At 62.6% G+C, this 20,946-nt stretch carries 19 protein-coding genes and 1 tRNA gene; 16 read left to right on the top strand and 4 right to left on the bottom strand.

The features are described 5' to 3' along the window. Positions 1 to 86 precede the first annotated feature (86 nt). From MITSMUL_RS08840 to MITSMUL_RS08880, 10 genes are all read left to right on the top strand, one after another. Entirely contained in the window at positions 87 to 647 is a 561-nt protein-coding gene (locus MITSMUL_RS08840; RefSeq protein ID WP_005841916.1) for a UvrB/UvrC motif-containing protein, read from the top strand. Next, complete coding sequence (locus tag MITSMUL_RS08845; RefSeq protein ID WP_040636129.1) at positions 634 to 1,722, top strand: protein arginine kinase; 1,089 nt, start codon at positions 634 to 636, stop codon at positions 1,720 to 1,722. The genes MITSMUL_RS08840 and MITSMUL_RS08845 overlap by 14 nt, the downstream gene beginning before the upstream one ends. After that, positions 1,719 to 4,241, top strand: a complete 2,523-nt coding sequence (locus MITSMUL_RS08850; RefSeq protein WP_005841920.1) for an ATP-dependent Clp protease ATP-binding subunit — start codon at positions 1,719 to 1,721, stop codon at positions 4,239 to 4,241. Before MITSMUL_RS08845 ends, MITSMUL_RS08850 begins: the two co-directional genes overlap by 4 nt. Beyond that, entirely contained in the window at positions 4,238 to 4,375 is a 138-nt protein-coding gene (locus tag MITSMUL_RS12875) for a hypothetical protein (RefSeq protein ID WP_005841922.1), read from the top strand. The genes MITSMUL_RS08850 and MITSMUL_RS12875 overlap by 4 nt, the downstream gene beginning before the upstream one ends. A gap of 37 nt (positions 4,376 to 4,412) precedes the next feature. Then, complete coding sequence (gene radA / locus MITSMUL_RS08855) at positions 4,413 to 5,798, top strand: DNA repair protein RadA (RefSeq protein WP_005841924.1); 1,386 nt, start codon at positions 4,413 to 4,415, stop codon at positions 5,796 to 5,798. A 168-nt stretch (positions 5,799 to 5,966) separates the two neighbouring features. Then, complete coding sequence (locus tag MITSMUL_RS08860) at positions 5,967 to 7,094, top strand: D-alanyl-D-alanine carboxypeptidase family protein (RefSeq protein ID WP_040636131.1); 1,128 nt, start codon at positions 5,967 to 5,969, stop codon at positions 7,092 to 7,094. A 61-nt stretch (positions 7,095 to 7,155) separates the two neighbouring features. Further along, positions 7,156 to 7,240 (top strand) — tRNA-Leu (locus MITSMUL_RS08865). Positions 7,241 to 7,297: 57 nt separating this feature from the next. Continuing rightward, on the top strand, positions 7,298 to 8,608 hold the full coding sequence (locus tag MITSMUL_RS08870) for a TrkH family potassium uptake protein (RefSeq protein WP_005841928.1): 1,311 nt from the start codon (positions 7,298 to 7,300) through the stop codon (positions 8,606 to 8,608). 41 nt (positions 8,609 to 8,649) lie between these two features. Then, complete coding sequence (locus tag MITSMUL_RS08875; protein ID WP_005841930.1) at positions 8,650 to 9,297, top strand: potassium channel family protein; 648 nt, start codon at positions 8,650 to 8,652, stop codon at positions 9,295 to 9,297. Positions 9,298 to 9,373: 76 nt separating this feature from the next. Beyond that, positions 9,374 to 10,546, top strand: a complete 1,173-nt coding sequence (locus MITSMUL_RS08880) for an alanyl-tRNA editing protein (protein ID WP_005841932.1) — start codon at positions 9,374 to 9,376, stop codon at positions 10,544 to 10,546. A gap of 58 nt (positions 10,547 to 10,604) precedes the next feature. Here the strand turns inward: MITSMUL_RS08880 and accC are convergent, their stop codons facing one another. Next, complete coding sequence (accC, locus tag MITSMUL_RS08885) at positions 10,605 to 11,972, bottom strand: acetyl-CoA carboxylase biotin carboxylase subunit (protein ID WP_005841934.1); 1,368 nt, start codon at positions 11,970 to 11,972, stop codon at positions 10,605 to 10,607. 205 nt (positions 11,973 to 12,177) lie between these two features. Here accC and uvrC point away from each other — a divergent pair, with 205 nt between their 5' ends. The 5 genes from uvrC (at position 12,178) to tadA (ending at position 17,110) form a co-directional block, all read left to right on the top strand. Further along, complete coding sequence (gene uvrC, locus MITSMUL_RS08890) at positions 12,178 to 14,049, top strand: excinuclease ABC subunit UvrC (RefSeq protein WP_005841936.1); 1,872 nt, start codon at positions 12,178 to 12,180, stop codon at positions 14,047 to 14,049. Next, entirely contained in the window at positions 14,046 to 14,945 is a 900-nt protein-coding gene (locus MITSMUL_RS08895; protein WP_005841938.1) for a PHP domain-containing protein, read from the top strand. The genes uvrC and MITSMUL_RS08895 overlap by 4 nt, the downstream gene beginning before the upstream one ends. 66 nt (positions 14,946 to 15,011) lie before the next feature. Further along, positions 15,012 to 15,173 carry a rubredoxin gene (locus MITSMUL_RS08900; RefSeq protein ID WP_005841940.1) on the top strand — a complete coding sequence of 54 codons (162 nt, stop codon included), beginning with the start codon at positions 15,012 to 15,014 and terminating at the stop codon, positions 15,171 to 15,173. A 315-nt stretch (positions 15,174 to 15,488) separates the two neighbouring features. Beyond that, positions 15,489 to 16,457 carry a malate dehydrogenase gene (locus MITSMUL_RS08905; RefSeq protein ID WP_005841943.1) on the top strand — a complete coding sequence of 323 codons (969 nt, stop codon included), beginning with the start codon at positions 15,489 to 15,491 and terminating at the stop codon, positions 16,455 to 16,457. A gap of 143 nt (positions 16,458 to 16,600) precedes the next feature. Further along, positions 16,601 to 17,110: a tRNA adenosine(34) deaminase TadA gene (gene tadA / locus MITSMUL_RS08910; protein WP_005841945.1), complete on the top strand. Its 510-nt coding sequence runs from the start codon at positions 16,601 to 16,603 to the stop codon at positions 17,108 to 17,110. Here the strand turns inward: tadA and MITSMUL_RS08915 are convergent. Then, positions 17,067 to 17,969, bottom strand: coding sequence for a phosphatase domain-containing putative toxin (locus MITSMUL_RS08915; protein WP_005841947.1), 903 nt, complete (start codon positions 17,967 to 17,969; stop codon positions 17,067 to 17,069). The two genes, tadA and MITSMUL_RS08915, sit on opposite strands and share 44 nt — an antisense overlap. A gap of 110 nt (positions 17,970 to 18,079) precedes the next feature. Between MITSMUL_RS08915 and MITSMUL_RS08920 the strand changes: the two genes are divergently transcribed. Then, the gene (locus MITSMUL_RS08920; protein ID WP_040636133.1) at positions 18,080 to 19,441 is read left to right on the top strand and encodes an MATE family efflux transporter; all 1,362 of its coding nucleotides are present in this window, start codon (positions 18,080 to 18,082) and stop codon (positions 19,439 to 19,441) included. A gap of 51 nt (positions 19,442 to 19,492) precedes the next feature. On the opposite strand, the gene MITSMUL_RS08925 is transcribed toward MITSMUL_RS08920, so the two are convergent. Continuing rightward, positions 19,493 to 20,437 (bottom strand): ketopantoate reductase family protein, encoded by a 945-nt coding sequence (locus MITSMUL_RS08925; RefSeq protein WP_147653035.1) that lies wholly within the window; start codon positions 20,435 to 20,437, stop codon positions 19,493 to 19,495. Between the two features lie 43 nt (positions 20,438 to 20,480). Beyond that, positions 20,481 to 20,903, bottom strand: a complete 423-nt coding sequence (locus tag MITSMUL_RS08930) for a PPC domain-containing DNA-binding protein (RefSeq protein ID WP_005841952.1) — start codon at positions 20,901 to 20,903, stop codon at positions 20,481 to 20,483. Positions 20,904 to 20,946: the final 43 nt, after the last annotated feature.

Genomic DNA, 20,946 nt, shown 5'->3' on the forward strand with positions numbered 1-20,946 from the left:
ACCGTCGGCTGCCATGCGGCCGGCTGACGGGAAACGCAGAGAATCGTCATCAAGGGACAGGAGAATAGGTCAGAAGGAGGAGTATTATGTTATGTGAGGATTGCGGCCGCAACCGCGCGGTCGTCCATATTACACAGATCGGGCCGGATGGCAAGATCGAGAAGAACCTCTGTGAGAAGTGCGCGGCGAAGTACGGCGAATTCCTCATGGAGAACCAGAGACAGCGGAATGTATCGATGAATGACTTCCTCAAGGGCGTCTTCAGCGCGCCGACGAAGGAGACAAAGCCGCAGGGCGGGGCGGCGACGGAGCTCGTCTGCTCGAATTGCGGCATGAGCTACCGCGACTTCCAGCAGACGGGCAAGATCGGCTGCAGTGTCTGCTACGCGACGTTCCGCCGCCAGCTCGAGCCGCTCTTGCGCCGCATCCACGGGTCGAGCACGCATAGCGGCAAGATCCCGCACCGCACGGGCGGCACGCTTGAGATGAAGCACACGATCGAGAGCCTGCGCAAGTCGCTCAAGGAGTGCGTCGCGCAGGAGGAGTACGAGAAGGCCGCGGAGCTCCGCGACAAGATCCGCCTGCTCGAGCATGAGCTGGCAGAAAAAGAGAATGCGGAAGGAGGCGAGAGCCATGTCGGTCAATGAACTCCTGCGCAGCAGCCGTCTCTCATGGCTCGCCGCTTCAGGCAAGGAGAGCGATGTCGTGCTCTCGAGCCGCATCCGCCTTGCGCGCAATTTCCGCGAGATCCCGTTCCCGAACCGCGCGGACTTCAACCAGCTCGCCGAGGTGCGCCTCGAGGCCGAGAAGCTCTTGCCGGGCATCGCGGCCGACCTCGGGCAGGACTTTGACCTTCTCGACCTCGAGCGCATCACGCCGTTGCAGCGCGATGTCCTCATCGAGAAGCAGCTCATCAGCCGCAACTTCATCCAGAATCCGCAGCACCGCATCGTCTTCATCACCGCAGACCGTGCGACGAGCATCATGGTCAACGAGGAGGACCACCTGCGCATCCAGTGCATGGCGCCGGGGCTCGACCTCGACACGCCGTTTGCGCGCGCTTCGCATATCGACGACATGGTCGAGTCGCAGGTCGACATCGCCTTTGACGAGAAGATGGGCTACCTGACCTCGTGCCCGACGAATCTCGGCACGGGCCTGCGCGCCTCGGTGCTGCTGCATTTGCCGGGCCTCGTCTTCACGCGCAATATCCAGAGCATCATGAATATCTCGCCGCAGCTCGGCCTCGCCATCCGCAGTGTCTACGGTGACGAGACGGAGAGCGTCGGCAACCTGTTCCAGATCTCGAACCAGCTGACGCTCGGCTTCTCGGAGGCGGAGATCATCGAGAACCTCAAGACGGCCGTCATGGAGATCGTCTCGCACGAGCGCCAGGCGCGCAAGGCGCTGGCCCTCTACATGAAGGAGCGCCTCGAGGACGAGGTCTGGCGCGCCTACGGCACGCTGCGCTACGCGCGCTTGCTGTCGGAGAAGGAAGTGCTTGAGCTCTTGTCGAAGGTGCGCCTCGGCATCGACCTCAAGCTCATCAACGAGGTAGAGGCCGGCTGCTTCTCGGAGATCCTCATCAGCAGCCGCACGAGCTACTTGCAGAACCTCGCGGAGAACGAGAACTTATCGAAGAACGAAATAGACAGGCTGCGGGCGGAGCATGTGCGCAAGGCCTTGCTCTCCTACGCCCGCGGTCAGGAGAACCAGAAATGAACTATCGCAATCACTTCACGAGCCGCGCCATCAAGGCGATTGAGTTCGCTCAATACGCCGCGCGCGAGCTCGAACAAGATTATATCGGGACGGAGCACATCCTGCTCGGCCTGCTGCACGAAGAGGGCAGTGTCGCCTTCGCGGCGCTGCAGGCTGCCGGACTGACCTTTGACGCGGTCATGCAGCGCGTCGAGGCCATGGTCGCGGGCGATGCGGAGTACCCGTCCGACAATCCCTACTACACGCCGCGCGCCAAGCGCGTCATGGAGGGGGCGGTCGAGGAGGCACAGACGCTCGGCCACAACTACATCGGCACGGAGCACATCCTGCTCTCCTTGCTCGAGGAAACGGAGGGCGCGGCGGCAGAACTGCTCATCGGCATGGGCGTCGATATCGATGCCCTGCAGGGCGAGGTGCTCGACCGCATCGACCACCCGCATCCGGAGGGCGACGGCGAGCCGAGCCGCGCGGAGAAGGCGAAGGGGCGCCAAGCGCCGCAGCTCATCAAGAAGTACGGCCGCAACCTCAACGACATGGCCAAGGAAGACCGCATGGACCCCGTCATCGGGCGCGATAAAGAGATCCAGCGCGTCATCCAGATTCTCGCGCGCCGCACGAAGAACACCCCGATCCTCTTAGGCGAGCCGGGTGTCGGCAAGACGGCCATCGCCGAGGGACTCGCACAGCGCATCGTCGAGGGTTCGGTGCCGTACATGCTGCAGGACAAGAAGGTCGTCTCGCTGTCGCTCGCCTCGCTCGTCGCCGGCGCGAAGTACCGCGGCGAGTTCGAGGAGCGCCTCAAGGGGCTCATCGACGAGGTGCGCCAGGACGGCACGATCATCCTGTTCATCGACGAGATGCACACGCTCGTCGGCGCGGGCGCGGCGGAGGGCGCACTCGATGCGGCCAATATCTTGAAACCCGCCCTGTCGCGCGGCGAGATCCAGATCATCGGCGCGACGACGCTCGACGAGTACAAGAAGCACCTCGAGAAGGATGCCGCGCTCTCGCGCCGCTTCCAGACCATCCTCGTCGAGGAGCCGAGCATCGAGGACGCCAAGAAGATTCTCATGGGGCTGCGCGGCAAGTACGAGGCCTTCCACTGCGCCCATATCGAGGATGCGGCCATCGAGGCGGCCGTGCGCCTCTCGCACCGCTACATCACCGACCGCTTCCTGCCAGACAAGGCCATCGACCTCATGGATGAAGCGGCCTCGAAGGTCCGCATGAAGCAGGTCGCCCAGCCGGAGAAACTGCAGGAGATCCGCGCGCGCCTCGAGAAGCTCGGCGTGGAGAAGGAAGCAGCAATCTCCGCGCAGGACTACGAGCGCGCCGCGCGCATCCGCGATGATGAGCAGAAGGTCAAGGACGAGCTCGAGGAGGCCAAGCGCCGCTTCGAGAAGCGCGGCAAGAGCCGCATCACGGTCACGGCCGACGATATCGCCGACGTGGTCGCGCAGTGGACGGGCGTGCCCGTGCGCCAGATCGCGGCGAAGGAGTCCGACCGCCTGCTGCACATGGAGAAAATCCTCACGCGCCGCGTCGTCGGCCAGCAGGAGGCCGTCGAGGCCGTCAGCAAGGCCATCCGCCGTGCGCGCGCCGGCCTCAAGGATCCGAAGCGCCCAATTGGCTCCTTCCTGTTCCTCGGTCCGACGGGCGTCGGCAAGACGGAGCTTGCGAAGGCACTCTCGGAGGCGCTTTTCGGCACGGAGGACGCCATCATCCGCTTCGACATGTCGGAGTACATGGAGAAGTACGCCGTCTCGCGCATGGTCGGCGCGCCCCCGGGCTACGTCGGCTACGAGGAGGGCGGCCAGCTCACGGACGCCGTGCGCCGCAAGCCGTACTCCATCATCCTGCTCGACGAGATCGAGAAGGCGCATCCTGACGTCTTCAACGTGCTGCTGCAGGTACTCGACGACGGCCGCCTGACGGACGGCAAAGGTCGCACCGTCGACTTCCGCAACACCGTCATCATCATGACGAGCAACGCCGGTGCAACCCTCCTGAAGAAGAGCGCGCCGGCTCTCGGCTTTGCCGTCGGCTCCGGCGACGAGAAGCAGGAGGCGGAGGATGCGGCCAAGAAGCGCGTGCTCGGCGAAGTGCGCCATATCTTCAAGCCGGAATTCCTCAACCGCATCGACGAGCTCATCGTCTTCCATCCGCTCGGCCGCGAAGAGCTCTCGAAGATCATCGACATCCTCTTGCGCGACGTCCGCACGCGCCTCGCGGAGAAGGAGATCCGCCTCGAGGTCAGCCCCGCGGCCAAGAACGTGCTCGTCGAGAAGGGCACGGACTTCAAGTACGGCGCGCGCCCGCTGAAGCGCGCCATCCAGAAGCTCATCGAGGACGAGATCGCCGAGCACCTGCTCGCGCGCGACTTCAAGCGCGGCGACACGATCCAGGTGCGCAAGAACGGCGCGAAGCTCGACTTCGTGCGCAAGGAGACGGAGAAAGATCGCAAAGACAGTAAAGAGAAGAACGTACAGGATAAGGCCGAGAAGCCAGTGGAGGCATGATGGGGCGAAAGAACACACTGCGCCCGGAAGGCCTCTGGGCGAGGCTGCAGAACTTCATCCTGAACGCCGTATGGTCCATCGCCTGGCTCGGGCGGTGGACCATACGTCTGCTCAGGCGCCTGCTGCAGCGCTGAACTTTGTGAGATACACGAGAAGATTGGAGGATGTATCGTGCCAAAGAAAAAGAAAACCGTCTACGTCTGCCAGGAATGCGGCTACGACACCCCGAAGTGGATGGGGCGCTGCCCGGGCTGCGGCGCTTGGAACACGCTCGTCGAGGAGACCGTCGCGCCGGAGCCGACGACGAGAGGAGGCGGCCTGCGCCTCGGGCTCTCCGATGCCCAGAAGCCGCAGCCAATCGCTGAGGTCAAGCTCGAGGACATGCCGCGCTTCCTGACGGGCTCTGGCGAGCTCGACCGCGTCTTGGGCGGCGGCATCATCCCGGGCTCGATGGTCCTGATTGTCGGCGACCCGGGCGTCGGCAAGTCGAGCCTGACGCTGCGCGTCTGCGCCGACGTCGCGCGGCAGGGCAAGAAGGTCCTCTATGTGACGGGCGAGGAGAGCACGCGGCAGGTCCGCATGCGCGCCGACCGCCTGCAGGCGCTTGCCGACGACCTGCTCGTCGTCAGCGAGACGAACCTTGAAACGATCGAGACGCATGTGGAGAACGTCAAGCCGGAGCTGCTCGTCATCGACTCCATCCAGACCATCTTCAAGCCGGATGTGCAGAGTGCGCCGGGCAGCGTCTCGCAGGTGCGCGAGTGCGCCGTCGACCTCTTGCGCATCGCCAAGACGAACGGCATCGCCGCCTTCGTCATCGGTCACGTGACGAAGGACGGCACGCTGGCCGGCCCGCGCGTCCTCGAACACATCGTCGACACCGTGCTCTACTTCGAGGGCGAGCGCAACGCCGAGTACCGCGTCTTGCGCGCTGTCAAGAACCGCTTCGGCAGCACGAATGAGCTCGGCCTCTTCGAGATGCGCGACGTCGGCCTCGTCGACGTGCCCGACGCCTCGAAGCTCTTCCTGTCGGACCGTGAGCAGGACACGGGCACCGTCATCATCCCGACAGTCGAGGGCACGCGGCCGCTGCTCGTCGAGCTGCAGGCGCTTGTCGCGCCGACGCCCTACGTGCCGCCGCGCCGCACGGCCGATTCCGTCGACATCAAGCGCATCCAGCTGCTCTTGGCCGTGCTCGAGAAGCGCGTCCACCTGTCGGTCGGCGCCTGCGACGTCTACGTCAAGGTGGCGGGCGGCATCCGCATCGACGAGCCGGCGGCGGACCTCGGCATCTGCGTCGCGATGGCCTCGAGCTTTGCGAACAGGCTCTTGCGCCCCAAGACCATCGTCTTCGGCGAAGTCGGACTATCGGGCGAAGTGCGCGCCGTGAGCCAGGCCGACCTGCGCATCCACGAGGCGAAGCGCCTCGGCTTCCGCCACGTCGTGCTGCCGATGAAGAACTACCGCCAGCTCAAGGGCAGCGTCGAGGGCATCACGCTCTACGGCGCCGAGACCATCGGCGACGCACTGCGCCTCGCCATGCCGCGCGAGTCGTGAGGCAGATGACTGCTGTCCGTTCCATCTGTCCGTTATCCGTGCTATAATGAGACCGTAATCATCAAAGCAATCGGTAATGAGTAATTATGGGTAATCATGGAAGGAAAGGGTGATTCTTTGGGAATCCTGCGGTATATCCGTAAACTGGGCCGGATGGGAGTCGGCACCATGCTGCTAGCTGTCTGCCTGTCGCTGTCGTCGATGACGTCGGTGCGAGCTGCAACAGCAGAGCCTGACATCCAGGCAGAGGCGGCCATCCTCATCGACGCCGACACGGGGCGCGTGCTCTGGTCGAAGAACGGCGAGGAGCGCCACTATCCGGCCAGCATGACGAAGATGATGACGTGCCTCTTGGGCATCCAGCTCCTGCCGCCCGACGCGAAGATCACAATCTCGCAGGCAGCGGCCAGCACGGAGGACCTGCCGCTGCACATCGCGCGCGGCGACGTCCTGACGTCGGAGGAGCTCATGCGCGGCATGATGATGGTCTCCGACAACGGCGCAGCCGTCGCCATAGCGGAGCACATCGACGGCAGCGCGGCCGTCTTCGCGGAGCGCATGAACGAGAAGGCACAGGAACTCGGCATGGTGAACACGCACTTCGCCAATCCGAACGGCCTGACAGACCCCAATCACTACTCGACGCCGCACGACATGGCGCGGCTCGCGCAGTACGCGATGAAGAACCCCGTCTTCCGGGACTTCGTGCGCCAGAAGGAGCGCCGCGTCACGTGGATCGCGCCAGCGGGCAAGACGCTCTTAGCGGAGAACACGAATGAGCTGCTCGGCCACTACGAGGGCATCACGGGCATCAAGACGGGCTGGACGAGCGCGGCGGGCGGCTGCCTCGCGGCCTCGGCCGAGCGCCAGGGCGTGCACCTCATCGCCGTGCTGATGAAAGCGCCGAGCGAAGACGCGCGCTTCCCCGAGATGCGCGCGATCCTCGACTACGGCTTTGCGAATGTGACGCTCGCCAAGGGGCCGACGGCAAAAGAGGCCTCGCGCCACGTCTGGGTCAAGGGCGGCACGCAGGCGCGCACCGTCGTGCGCCCGGCGACCGACATCGAGTACCCACTGCTGCCGGGCGAAGAGGCGAGCCATGTCAAGGTCAACTACGACGTGCCGAAGGTCATCGATGCGCCGCTGACGGCCGGCACAAAAGTCGGCTCGGCCATCCTCACCTATGACGGCGAGGAGATTGGCCGCGTCGATATGGTGGCCGAGGCTGTGCCCGAGGGGTTCAGCATCGGCTCCTGGCTCGTCGGACTCTTCGAGGGTCCGCTTTCCTGGTTCTGAGCAATCCTTAGAAATTGACAGCGAATTTAAGGATATGGTATAATTATCTGCGTTGATTTGAGCGGATGTGGCGGAACTGGCAGACGCGCTGGATTTAGGATCCAGTGCCGCAAGGCGTATGGGTTCGAGCCCCTTCATCCGCACCAGCCAAAGACGACAGGCAGCATCTTTGATGCTGCCTGTTTTTATTTGCGGAGGTTTTCATGAATATCTTTTCCCTGCTGCGGCGGCTCTCGTCGTTCCAGATCATCGTGCTGAGCTTTGCCCTGCTCATCGGCTCCGGCACGCTTCTGCTGATGACGCCATGGGCGACGCAGGACGGGCAGGGGGCCGCACTGCTGCCCGCCTGCTTCACGGCCGTCTCGGCTTCGTGCGTGACGGGCCTGACGGTCGTCGACACGGCTTCGTACTGGTCGCACTTCGGGCAGCTCGTCATCCTCATGCTCATCCAGGTCGGCGGCCTCGGCGTCGTGACGATGGCTGTCGCCATCACGGTCGGCATGGGCCAGCACGTCGGCCTCATGCAGCGCAGCACGATGCAGGACGCCATCTCAGCCCAGCAGATCGGTGGCATCGTGCGCATGCTGCGCTTCGTCCTGAAGTTCACGGCCGGCACAGAGCTCTTGGGCGCCTGCCTGCTGCTGCCCGTCTTCGCGCGCGACTACGGCTGGCTGCAGGGCGGCTGGATGGCGGTCTTTCACTCTATCTCGGCCTTCTGCAATGCCGGCTTTGACCTCATGGGGCCGCGCGGCGGTTCGCTGATGGCCTATGCCGGCGACCCGCTCGTCAACCTGACGATCATGGGGCTCATCATGGCCGGCGGCCTTGGCTTCTTGACCTGGGCGGACCTCTCGGTCAATCGGCTGCACTGGCGCCGGCTGACGTTCCAGACGCGCATCATCCTCATGATGACGGTCGTCCTCGTCGCCGTGCCGGCGCTCGTCTTCTTCACGCAGGAGCCGATCAGCGGCTGGCAGGCGCTCTTCCAGTCGGTCACGACGCGCACGGCAGGATTCAACACGATGGACATCGAAGATTTGAGCGAGGGGAGCCGCTGCATCATGGTCCTCTTGATGATGACGGGCGGCGCGCCGGGATCGACGGCCGGCGGCATCAAGACGACGACGGCCTTTGCGCTGCTCATGGCGATGGTCTCCGTCCTGCGCATGCGCGGCGACGTCGAGTGCCAGTCGCGCCGCATCCCGCTGGAGACAGTGCGCCAGGCGCTAGCCATCTTCGTGATGTACGCGCTCCTGTTCTTCGGCGTGAGCATCGCGATAGGTTTTGTCGACCACGCGGAGATGATCGACGCGATGGTCGAGGTCTCGTCGGCGCTCGGTACAGTCGGACTGTCAATCGGCCTGACGGAGAAGCTGTCGCCCGTCTCACAGGTGATGCTGATGCTCCTGATGTACTTCGGCCGCGTCGGCGCGCTGACGATGATCTACGCGCTGCACAAGCGCCAGAAAGCCGTGCCGTGCCGCCTGCCGGAGGGCAAGCTGACCGTCGGCTGATGGCAGGATAATCCCTTTACTGATACAATGAGGTAACAAAGATGAAATCCATATTATTGATTGGCCTCGGACGCTACGGCCGCCATGTCGCGCGCAAGCTCCACGCGATGCATCACGAGATCATGGCGGTGGACAAGAATGAGGAACTCGTCAACGAGGTGCTGCCCTACACGAACAGCGCCCTGATCGCGGACAGCACGGACGGGCACTTCCTCGAGTCACTCGGCGTGCGCAACTTCGATGCCTGCATCGTCGCGATCGGCGACGACTTCCAGAGCTCGCTCGAGACGACGCTGCGCCTGCGCGAGCTCGGCGCGAAGTACATCGTCGCGCGCGCCTCGAGCAGCATCCACGAGAAGTTCCTCTTGCGCAACGGCGCCGACGAGGTCGTCTACCCCGAGAAGCAGCTGGCCCTCTGGACGGCCACCCGCTGTGGCTCGGACCATCTGCTCGACTACTTCGAGCTCAGCAAGAACTACGCCATCTATGAAATCGCCATGCCAGAGGCGTGGGCAGGCCACACGGTCGGCGAGCTCGCCATCCGCCGCGTCTACCACGTCAACGTCCTCGGCGTCCGGCACGAGGGCAGCCTCGACGTGGAGATCACGCCGAAGACCGTCCTGCAGGCGGACGATTCCATCCTGCTGCTCGGCGCGCAGGAGTCCATGAATAAGCTGATGCACATCTGATGCAGGCTTGTATCGCATTGAAGAATAGAAAGGAAGAGGCAAAGTGGAGACAAGGCGTTTATTCGACGAAGATGTCATGCAGAAGGAATGTGAGGCAGAGGTCGTGCGCACGGAACCGTATCACGGGGGCTTCGCCGTCGTGCTCGACCAGACGGTGTTCTTCTCAGAAGGCGGCGGCCAGCTCAGCGATACGGGCACGCTGACGGCGGCGGGCAAGGTGCTCGCCGTCACGCATGTCCACGAGAAGGCGGGCGAGATCTTCCACGAGACGAAGGAGCCCTTGGAGCCTGGCACGAAGGTGCAGGCAAAGCTTGACTGGCAGGTCCGCTTCGACCACATGCAGCAGCACTGCGGCGAGCACATGCTCTCATATGCCTTCTACAAGCTCTTCGGCGCGCACAATGTGGGCTTCCACATGAGCGCGGACATGGTCGGCATCGACCTCGACAAGGAGGTCGACTGGCAGCAGGCCCTGCAGGCCGAGCGCTTCACGAACCGGCAGATTCAGGAGGACCGCCCAATCACGACGAAGCTCGTGCCGGCCGAAGAGGCGGCCAAGATGAACCTGCGCAAGTTCAATGACAAGCTCACGGGTATCCTGCGCATCGTCTCGGTAGAGGGCAGCGACTCCTGCACCTGCTGCGGCACGCATCCGACCTCGAGCGGCATGGTCGGACTCGTCAAGATCTTCAAGGTCGAGAAGCACAAGGAGGGCTCGCGCGTCAGCTTCCTCTGTGGACGCGAGGCGCTCGAGCGCGTCGAGCAGTACATGCTCGCGGCCCTCGATGCCTCGAACCTCCTGTCCATCAAGGAGACGGAGCTGCCGGATGGCGTTGCGCGCCTGCAGCAGGAGAAGAAGGAGCTCTCTGAGCGCCTGACGGAGTGCACGGGCAAGCTCCTCGAGTACCGCATCGCGGAGATGCAGGCGCATCCGACCGCGACAAAGGCGGGCCACAAGAAATTCGTCTTCCTCGAGCCAGACATGATGCCGAAGGAGGCCAAGGCCCTTGCCAAGCGCCTCGGCGAGATCCCGGAGTCGTTCTCGGCCATCTTCTACCGCAACGGCGAGCGCCTCAACTACATGTTCCTCGCAACAGACGGGGCAGAGCTCAGTTGCCAGCAGGTCATCCGCACGGTCAACGAGGCCTTCGGCGGCCGCGGCGGCGGACGCCCCGAGTCGTGCCAGGGCAGCGCCGCCTGCCCCGAAGATTGGCAGGCCAAGGCAGAGGCGCTTATGTCGGTCCTTTGAGCCATGACCCCATAAAAAAAGAGCCCCATTCGGGGCTCTCTTTTTTATGGGATATGAATCAGGCAAAGTAGTTCTTGCCGTTCTCCTTCTGCGCCTCGTACGTGGCGATGCGCTTCTTGATGAACTGCGTGTCGATGTTGCCCGTGCGGAAATAGCTGTCGCTGAGGATCTTCTGGTGCAGCGAGATCGTCGTCTTGACGCCGTCGATGCGGAACTCCTTGAGGGCGCGCTGCATGATCTTGATGGCGTCGCCGCGCGTGCGGCCGTGGACGATGAGCTTCGCGATCATCGAATCGTAGTACGGCTCGATCGAGAGACCGGCCGTCACGCCCGAATCAAAGCGGACGCGCGGGCCGCTCGGTTCGTGCAGGAACGTGATCTGGCCCGGCGACGGCATGAAGTTGTTGTCCGGGTCCTCGGCGTTGATGCGGCACTCGATGGCATGGCCCTGGAAGTGGACGTCAGCCTGCGTGATGTCGAGCGGCTCGCCGGCAGCGATGCGGATCTGCGTGCGCACGATGTCGATGCCCGTGACTTCTTCCGTGACGCCGTGCTCGACCTGGATGCGCGGGTTGATCTCCATGAAGTAGAACTGGTTGTCCTTGAGGTCCAAGAGGAACTCGACCGTGCCGACGTTGGAGTAGTGGACGCTCTTGGCGGCCTTGACGGCCAGCGTGCCGACCTGCTTGCGCATCTCATGCGTCAGCGCGATCGACGGGGACTCCTCGAGGAGCTTCTGGTTGCGGCGCTGGATGGAGCACTCGCGCTCGCCGAGGTGGATGACCTCGCCGTAGTTGTCGGCGACGATCTGGACTTCGATGTGGCGCGAACGCTCGATGTAGTGCTCGAAGTAGTAGTTCGTCTTCTTGAGGTCGACGAGTGCGTCGAGGATGTTCTTGAGGTCATCCTCGTTGTGGGCTACGTACATGCCCTTGCCGCCGCCGCCCGAGACCGGCTTGAGGATGACGGGGTAGCCGACTTCCTTGGCCATCTTGATGGCTTCTTTGTTGTTCTTGAGCGGCTCGCTGCCCTTGGCCATCGGGATGCCGGACGGCTGCATCGAGGCGCGGGCGACATCCTTGTCGCCGACGAGGCGGATCGTCTCCGGCATCGGGCCAATCCAGGTGATGCCGTGCGCGGTGACCTGCTCCGCGAAGTCCGCATCCTCCGAGAGGAAGCCGTAGCCTGGATGGATGGCATCGGCGCCCGTCTCGAGCGCTGCGCGCAGGATCGAGTCTTTATTGAGGTAGCTGTCCGTGGCATCGGCGCTGCCGACGCAGACGGCGTGGTCGGCCAGCTGGACGTGAAGTGCATTCTCGTCTGCTTCCGAGAAGATGGCAACGGTCTCGATGTCGAGCTCTTCGCAGGCGCGGATGATGCGCACCGCAATCTCGCCGCGATTGGCGATCAGAACGCGTTTGAACATAGGGGAATCCCTCCTGTATCACAGTATTACGATAGCAGATATTATAACCAGCTGCTAATTCTAAATCTGCCTTGATTTTATCACATGCCCCGTGGAAATGCAATGCCTCTGGCCATCCCCTCGCGGAATCCAATGGAAACCTTAGTGATTTGCATGAGGATTTGCGGTATAATGGAATGAAATTCAACAGAAAGGTCGTGAGCGATTGACGGACATCGTCGCGGAGAAACTCAAGCTGCTGCCGGACAGCCCCGGCGTCTACATCATGAAGGATGCCAATGGGCGCATCATCTACGTCGGCAAGGCGGTCGTCCTCAAGAACCGCGTGCGGCAGTACTTCCAGCACAACAAGAACCATTCGCCGAAGGTCAAGGCGATGGTCTCACATATCGCGGACTTCGAGATTATCATGACGCACTCCGAGGTCGAGGCGCTGATCCTCGAGTGCAACCTCATCAAGAAGCACCGCCCGCATTATAACATCAGCCTCAAGGACGACAAGAGCTATCCCTACGTCAAGGTCACGGTGCAGGAGGAGTACCCGCGCGTCTTTTTGACGCACCGCGTGACGAAGGACGGCGCGCGCTACTTCGGCCCCTACACGGACGTCACGGCCGTGCACCAGAGCCTCAAGCTCCTGCGCAAGCTCTTCCCGCTGCGCACCTGCCGCCACCTGCAGGAGCGGCCGTGCCTCGAGTATCACATCAAGCGCTGCCTCGCACCGTGCGTCGGCAAGGTCACCGAGGAAGACTACGCGGCGATGATCCGCGCCGTGCTGCTCTTCCTCGAGGGGCGCACGGCGGACGTCGAGCGCGAGCTCAAAGTCCGCATGGAGCAGGCGGCCGAAGCCTTCCACTTCGAAACGGCGGCGCGCCTCCGGGATCAGCTGCGCGCCGTCCAGAAGATCGCGGAGAAGCAGAACATCGTCACGGGCGCGGGCGACCAGGACGCCATCGGCCTCGCGCGCTCGGAGATCGGCGTCTGCGTGCAGGTCTTCTTCATCCGCGCGGGCAAGATGATCGGTCGCGAGCACTTCCTCTTGCAGGGCAGCGAGGAGGAGAGCGACGCCGACATCCTCGCCGCCTTCCTCTCGCAGTACTATCACCGCGCCGCCTTCGTGCCGCGCGAGATCCTGCTGCCGATGGCCATCGCCGAAGCGGAGCAGGCACTGCTTGAGAGCTGGCTGACCGAGAAGAAGCAGGGCACGAAGGTGCAGCTCCTCTTGCCGCAGCGCGGCACGAAGCGCGACATCGTCGCGATGGCCGAGAGCAATGCGGCAAAATACCTCGCCGACGAGGCCGCGCGCATCAAGCAGGCCGACGAGAAGACGATGGGCGCCGTGCGCGAGCTCGGCCACTACCTCGGCCTCAAGAAGATGCCTTACCGCATGGAGTGCTTCGATATCTCGCATATCCAGGGCTCGGAGACGGTCGCCTCGATGGTCGTCTTCGAGGGCGGCCTGCCCAAGAAGTCGGACTACCGGCGCTTCAAGATCCAGAGCACGGAGGGCAAGCCCGACGACTTCCTCTCGATGCGCGAGGTCACGACGCGCCGCTATGTCGGACTGCCCGAGGAAGAACTGCCCAACCTCATCGTTATCGACGGCGGCAAGGGGCAGCTCTCGTCGGCGCTCGAGATCATCCGCGGGGCGGGCGGGCACAAGGATGTGCCCGTCGTCGGCCTCGCCAAGCAGTTCGAGCTCGTCTTCAAGGAGGGCGAGAGCGAGCCGGTCGTCCTGCCGCGCCACAGCCAGGCGCTCTACCTCATCGAGCGCATCCGCGACGAGGCGCACCGCTTCGCCATCACCTACCACCGCAAGCTGCGCGGCAAGCGCAACCTCGTCTCCGTTCTCGACCACATCGTCGGCATCGGGCCGAAGCGGCGCCAGGCGCTGCGCAGCCACTTCGGCACGATCGCCCGCATCCGCGAGGCGAGCGTCGAGGAGCTGCAGCAGGCACCGGGCATGAACCGGCCCGCCGCCGAAGCCGTCTACCACTTCTTTGAGGCTCAGCGCGACCTTACGCGCTATCACGCAGATGAAGAAGATAGAGGAACTAGAAAGGAAACCGATATATGAACATCATTGACCTGCACGTCCATTCGCTCGTCTCGGACGGCAGCTATACACCGCATGACCTCGCGCGCCACGCCAGGGAAGTGGGGCTCTCGGCCTTCGCACTGACAGACCACGACAATATCGCAGGCAACGAGGAGGCCGCCGCTGCGGCCAAGGAGCAGGGAATCGACTTCATCAATGGCATGGAGCTCACGGCCGACTTCATGGGCCGCAAGCTCCACATCGTCTGCCTCGGCTTCGATGCGGAGCACCCCGCCTTCCAGAAGCTTTACGAAAGGATCCGCAGCGTCAAGGAAGGGAAAATCCCGGAGATCATCGACTACGTGCGCGCGAAGGGCATCGACATCTCGCTCGAGAAGGTCCAGCCGTTCGCGTTCGGCAAGCTCGACCGCTACGCCATCATGCGCTACCTCGTCTCGCTGCACCTCTACGACAGGGCGCAGCCGCTCTGGGACAACTACCTTGACCCGGCCGTGCGCGAGCTCGGCCTCGACCAGAACATGCCCGCAGAAGAAGCCCTGCCCGCCATCCACGCGGCGGGCGGCGTGACCTCGCTCGCGCACTTCCACAAGAACATCGGGCTCAAGGGGCTCTCGCGCGCCGAACAGGAAGAGGCCATCGCGCGCCTGCACGCATTGGGGCTCGACGGCATGGAGCGCTGGTACCCGAACTACACGGCAGAGGACAGCGCCTTTGCCGCCCATATGATTGAGAAGTACGGCCTGCTCGTGACGGGCGGCACGGACTTCCACGGCAGCAACCGCCCGCAGATCGAGATGGGCCACGGCATTGCAGGCAACATGGCCATCCCATATGAAGTCTATACGAAAATCATTCTTACCTGCAAAAAATTTCGCAAGGAGCAGCAGGAGAATGCAGGGGCGACCGCGAATTAAAGAGCCGAAGAAGTATTTAGTGTAAGATATTTTTTAGGATATCAAGAGTCAAAGGAGGCTTTTCTGATGAAAGTTTGGGTTTGCACGGTCTGTGGCTGGATCTATGATGAGGCAAAAGGTGATCCCGATTACGATCTCGCACCGGGCGTTCCGTTCGCGGACCTGCCGGATGATTTCGTCTGCCCGCTCTGCGGCGTAGGCAAGGACATGTTCGAGGAACAAGCCTGACAAGCGCATAGCAATAGGGAAGGGGAGCCATTGGGTTCCTCTTTTTCATGTATCCTGCCAGATTCTGCGGCATCGTATCACACTGGGCATCGTGACATCGGGCCATCCATTTCCAGATGAAATTGCATGGCATGAATAAATTATGCTAATGATGCAATAAAATGTACACAGAATCCATTGATTTTTTGAGGTTACTTTGCTATAATTTACACGTAATGAATCATAAGTCTGATGCATACTTTGTTGGCATTCCGAAAGCGGATTCTGACAAGTTGCGCAGAATGTCGCTTTCAAACTATAAGGAGGCAATTTATTATGAAGGTAACAGTTGTTGGTGCAGGTAATGTTGGTGCAACGGTTGCAAACGTTCTTGCCACGAAGAAGTTCTGCAGCGAGGTCGTCCTCGTCGATATCAAGGAAGGTGTTCCGCAGGGCAAGGCCATGGATATCATGCAGACGGCTCATATGCTGAACTTCGACACGACGGTAACGGGCGTTACGGCTCTGCCGAACGATCCGGAAGGCTATGCTCCGACGGCTGGTTCTGATGTTGTCGTTGTCACGTCCGGTATGCCGCGCAAACCGGGCATGAGCCGCGAGGACCTCATCGGCGTCAACGCAAAGATTGTCAAGAGCGTTGTTGACCAGGCCCTCAAGTATTCCCCGAATGCTTACTTCATCATCATCTCCAACCCGATGGACGCTATGACGTTCCTGACGCTCAAAGACACGAAGCTCCCGCGCAACCGCATCCTCGGCCAGGGCGGCATGCTCGACAGCAGCCGTTTCCGTTATTTCCTCGCACAGGCTCTGACGAAGGCTGGCTATCCGGCTACGCCGGCTGACGTTGATGGCATGGTCATCGGCGGCCATAGCGACAAGACGATGGTTCCGCTCGTCAGCTATGCAACGCTGCGCGGCATCCCTGTAACGCAGCTGCTGAGCAAGGAAGCTCTCGACGACGTCGTTGCCAACACGAAGGTCGGCGGCGCTACGCTGACGAAGCTCCTCGGCACGTCCGCTTGGATTGCACCGGGCGCTGCAGCTGCAACGATGGTTGAAGCCATCGCTCTCGATGCCAAGAAGCTCATCCCGTGCTGCGTCTACCTCGAAGGCGAGTATGGCGAGAAGGACCTCTGCATCGGCGTACCGTGCATCCTCGGCAAGAACGGCCTCGAGAAGATCGTCGAGATCAAGCTCGATGGCGAGGAGAAAGCAAAGTTCGAGGAAAGCGTCCAGGCTGCTCGCAACACGAACGCAAAACTCGGCGATGCCCTCAAATAATTGCCTCTTGCAAATCGCAAACGCATAAGAAAAGCTCCTGCTTCGGCAGGAGCTTTTTTCTGTCCGGTTGACGATGGTAGCGGGACTGGGCTATGATATTCGTATCGAGAATGGAATGACCGTACTAGACAGGAGGATATTTAATGCAGGAGGATGCCTACTACATGAGGCTTGCGCTCGAGGAGGCGCAGAAGGCCTATGACCTCGAGGAGGTGCCGATCGGCGCGGTGCTCGTCGACCGCGAGGGGGAGGTCGTCGCGCGCGGCCACAACATGCGCGAGGTCTGGCACGATGCGACGGCGCATGCCGAGATGATCGCGATACGCGAGGCCTGCGCGAAAGAGGGCCGCTGGCGCCTCTCGGGCCTCACGCTCTACGTGACGATCGAGCCGTGCCCGATGTGCGCCGGTGCCATCGTCATGAGCCGTGTCGACCGCGTCGTCTACGGCAGCACCGACGCGAGGGCCGGCGCCTGCGAGTCCGTCTTCAACATCCCGGGTTGCCCCGCGCTCAACCACCGCCCCGAGATGACCGCCGGCGTCCTGCAGGAAGAGTGCGCCGGCATCATGAAGCGCTTCTTCAAGGAGCGCCGCGCGAAGCGCAAGGCACTCAGGCAGCAGGCTGCTGGATCGCCTGAGACTGCTGAGCGCTGAGCCAGTCGCTCCAGCGCTGCGCGAAGTCGGTCGCGCGGTTCTCGCGCACGTATTGGGCGAAGCGGCAGATGCCCTCGTAGCGCGCGCCGCTGCTGAGGTCGGCGCCGCCGAGGGCCCGCTGATGCGCGATGGCTTCGTCTGCCGTGCGGTCGGGGCGCTCCAAGATCTCGTAGAGCACCATAAAGGTCGTCGTGCGGCCCTGACCAGCCTGGCAGTGGAAGTAGAGCCAGCCGTGCTCTTTTGGCAGGCTGCGGTAGAAATTGACGAAGTCGTCGATGGCTTGCGGCTCGGGCCAGCGCATGTCCGTCGCGGCGATGCGCACGTAGCCGAGGCCGCTCTTGCGCGCGACATGGCGCTCGGTGGCAAAGCCCGTGACGGACTCGGCAAATGTGTAGGGGATATGGGCTTCATCGTAGTGGCCCATCGGCACGGCCCGCACGTTCGTGCCCACTGCATCTGCAAGCCGCTGCCGCTCATCCTGCTCGACAGCGGCGGCGGACATGCCTCGATTGGCCGCATTGGCCACCCCATGCCAGCTCACGGCATCTTCATTGAGGTAGCCATGCGACTCCTGCCGCAGGTCGATGACCCAGAGGGGCGTATCGTCAGGCAGGCCGAGCTGTTCATGGAGATGCACCAGCGCAGTCTTTGAAGGCTGCCCGCCGCCCGCCATCCGCAGCGACTCGTCCCTGCGGAAGTGGATGGGCGGGGCCGCGCGGTCGTCATCGAGCCGCCACGCCGGCTCTGTGGGGATGGCAGCTTCTGCTGCCGGTGCGGCGAGCAGTGGCAGGGCACAGAAGCAGGTGAGCAGTAAGAACAGTAAGGACAGGGTTCTTTGGGGCGATGGTCGTGCAATCAATGAGAAACCTCCTTTGAGCGTTTGTTGATTTGACTCTTAACTTTTTGGTAGTACGGCTTGTGATGCTGATATACTATAATAGTAGAATCCTGTCAGAAAGGAGTCAAGCAATGCATTTTGGGAAACATCTGCAAATCGACATGCTGCACGGACCCATCATCGGGCCGATGATCTTGTTTGCGCTGCCACTGGCCATGACCGGCGTCCTGCAGCAGCTCTTCAACACGGCCGATGTCCTGGTGCTCGGCCAGTTCGTCAGCACGGAAGCACTGGCGGCCGTCGGCAACAATTCGCCGATCATCGGCCTGCTCGTCAACCTGTTCATGGGCGTCTCGCTTGGCGCCAATGTCGTCATCGCGCGCTTCATCGGGGCGCACGATCTCAAGGAGACCATCCGGGCGGTGCACACGTCCTTCCTGCTGGCACTGATTTTCGGCGTGCTGGTGGCCGTCATCGGCGAGCTCATGGCCCGGCCGATGCTCGAGGCCCTATCGGTCCCAACCTCCGTGATGCCGCTGGCGGAAACGTACCTGCGCATCTACTTCCTCGGCATGCCGGCCATCGGCCTCTACAACTTCGAATCCGCCATCTACCGGAGCCGCGGCAACACTTGGATGCCACTGCAGGCGCTGGCGGCGGCGAGCGGCCTCAACGTCGTGCTGGACCTCCTGGCCGTGCTCGTCTTTGACTGGGGCGTGGCCGGCGTCGCGGCGACCACGGCGCTGTCGAATTACCTGAGTGCCTGGATCCTCTACCGCGGCCTCTGCCACGAGCACGGCATCATCCGGCTGGAGCCCGGCGCCATCCGGCTCGAGCGCAGCTACGCCAAGGAGATCCTGCGCATCGGCCTGCCGGCCGGCATCCAGGGCATGGTATTCTCGCTCTCGAATCTCGTCATCCAGGCGGCCATCAACAGCCTCGGGGCGGTCGTCATGGCCGCATCGACGGCAGCATTCACGATTGAGATCAACATCTACGTCCTGCTCATCGCCTTCGGACAGGCCGTCACGACGTTCGTCAGTCAGAATTACGGCGCGGGCAATCTGCCGCGCTGCCGCCGCGTGACGCAGCTCGGCCTGCTTGTGACGATGGTTGTGACCGTCGTGCTCTCTGCGCTGGCCTGCATCTTCGCAGACCCCTTGCTCGCGCTCTTCAACGACAATCCGGCCGTCATCGACGTCGGCCGCATCCGCATCTACTACATCATCGGCTTCTACTTCCTCTGCGTCTTCATCGAGATCCTCTCGGGCGCGATGCGCGGCTACGGCCATTCGCTGCCGCCGGCACTCCTGATGCTCGTGACCGTCTGCGGCGTGCGCATCACCTGGATCTACACAGCCTTTGTGGCCGAGCCGACGTTCGCGACCATCATGATCTCCTATCCGCTGAGCTGGGCCGCTACGGTCATACTGCTCGTCTTCATCTACCTGTTCTACCGGCGCCACATCACGGCGCGGAAGGTCCTCATCTGAGTATCAGGAGGTATAAAAACAGCCTGCATCGTGCGATGCAGGCTGTTTGTTTCAGGCGAGGCCGTGTGCCTTGCCCCATGTATCGATCTTAGTGTAGAGCGGAACGGGCACGTGGTACTTCTGGCCGAGCGTGACGATGCGGGAGACGAGTCCTGCAAATTCAGACGGACCGCCGCTGGCGACGTCGCGCTGCATGGAGGTCGTGAGCCCCGGCGCGAAGGCGTCCATGAGCCGCAGGTCGGTCGCGACGAGGTCGCGGTCGAATGTGATGCCCATCGCGTGGCCGAGCGCTTCGACTTCCTTGATGAGTCCGATGAAGGTCTCGCGGACCTCGCCGGGCACCTGGAACGCTTCGCTCGTGACATCGAAGTAGAGACCCGCTGCGCCCATCGGCGAGACGAAGGAGAACTTCGTCAGGGCGTCGCGCTGGATGTCATCCGTGAAGTGCGCGTGGATGTCGGCCGCGCGCATGATTTTCTCGAGCGCTTCGGCCTTGGCGGCGAGGCGGCGGTCCTCTCCGGGACGGAAGCCGTAGAAGACGCGCAGGATCTCCTGCGGCTGCTCGATAATGCCGGGGCCGCCGCGCTTGGCGAAGACGTAGATGCAGCCGTCGAGCACGGTGAGGCCAGCGAGTTTCTCCTGCATGACGGCGCCTGTGCCGAAGACGTTGAGAATCGGGATGATGAGCGTGTCGGGGCCGGCGACGCGGCGCGCGAGCGCGATGGCCGTCTCGAGGCTGTAGTACTTGACGCAGACGAAGAGCACATCGGGCGTCTCGTGGTAGTCGGCGGCATTGAGCGCCTTGACCTTCGGGATGCAGATATCGCCGCGGTGATTCGTGTGGATCGTCAGCCCTTTTTCCTGCATGGCGGCGAGGTGTGCGCCGCGCGCGAGGAAGGTCACATCATTGCCGGCGTTCGCGAGGTAGCCGCCGATGACGCCGCCCGTGCCGCCGACGCCGAAGATGGCAAATTTGAGATTCGTATGGTTTGTCATGTCCATGGGGGATTCCTTTCTTGTAGCTGCGGTGGGAAGCATCTCAGAACTGCCAGATGTTCAATCCTGTCTCCTCGCTCTTGCGGCGGTCGACGCTGCCCGCGAGCTTCGTGATGACAATCTCGGCCGTCGCGCTGATGATGGCCTCGTTGAGGTGGCCACCGTGTGCCGCGCCCTGCTCGTCGCCGACGGCGATGTGGAAGTGGCTGTAGGGCTTGCCCGCCATCGTGTCGATCGTGCCCGTCAGCGAGAGCATCTCGAAGGCGCCCTCGAGCGTATTGGCCTTGTAGTGCTGCTCAGGTACGTTGTAGACGCCCATGACGACTTTCTTGACCGCGCCTAGTCCCTGGACCATGGCGAGCGCAATATGCTCTTCCTTGGCGACCTGCATCAGCGAGGTGACAATCTCGTCGTTCGGGTCGAGACGCACGAGGATGTGCTGGCTGTCGATATTCTTGTATTCCATTTTGCATCACTCCTTTATTGGATGGATTCGCTTTTTCCGCGCG

This window comes from Mitsuokella multacida DSM 20544, assembly GCF_000155955.1.
Taxonomy (GTDB): domain Bacteria; phylum Bacillota; class Negativicutes; order Selenomonadales; family Selenomonadaceae; genus Mitsuokella; species Mitsuokella multacida.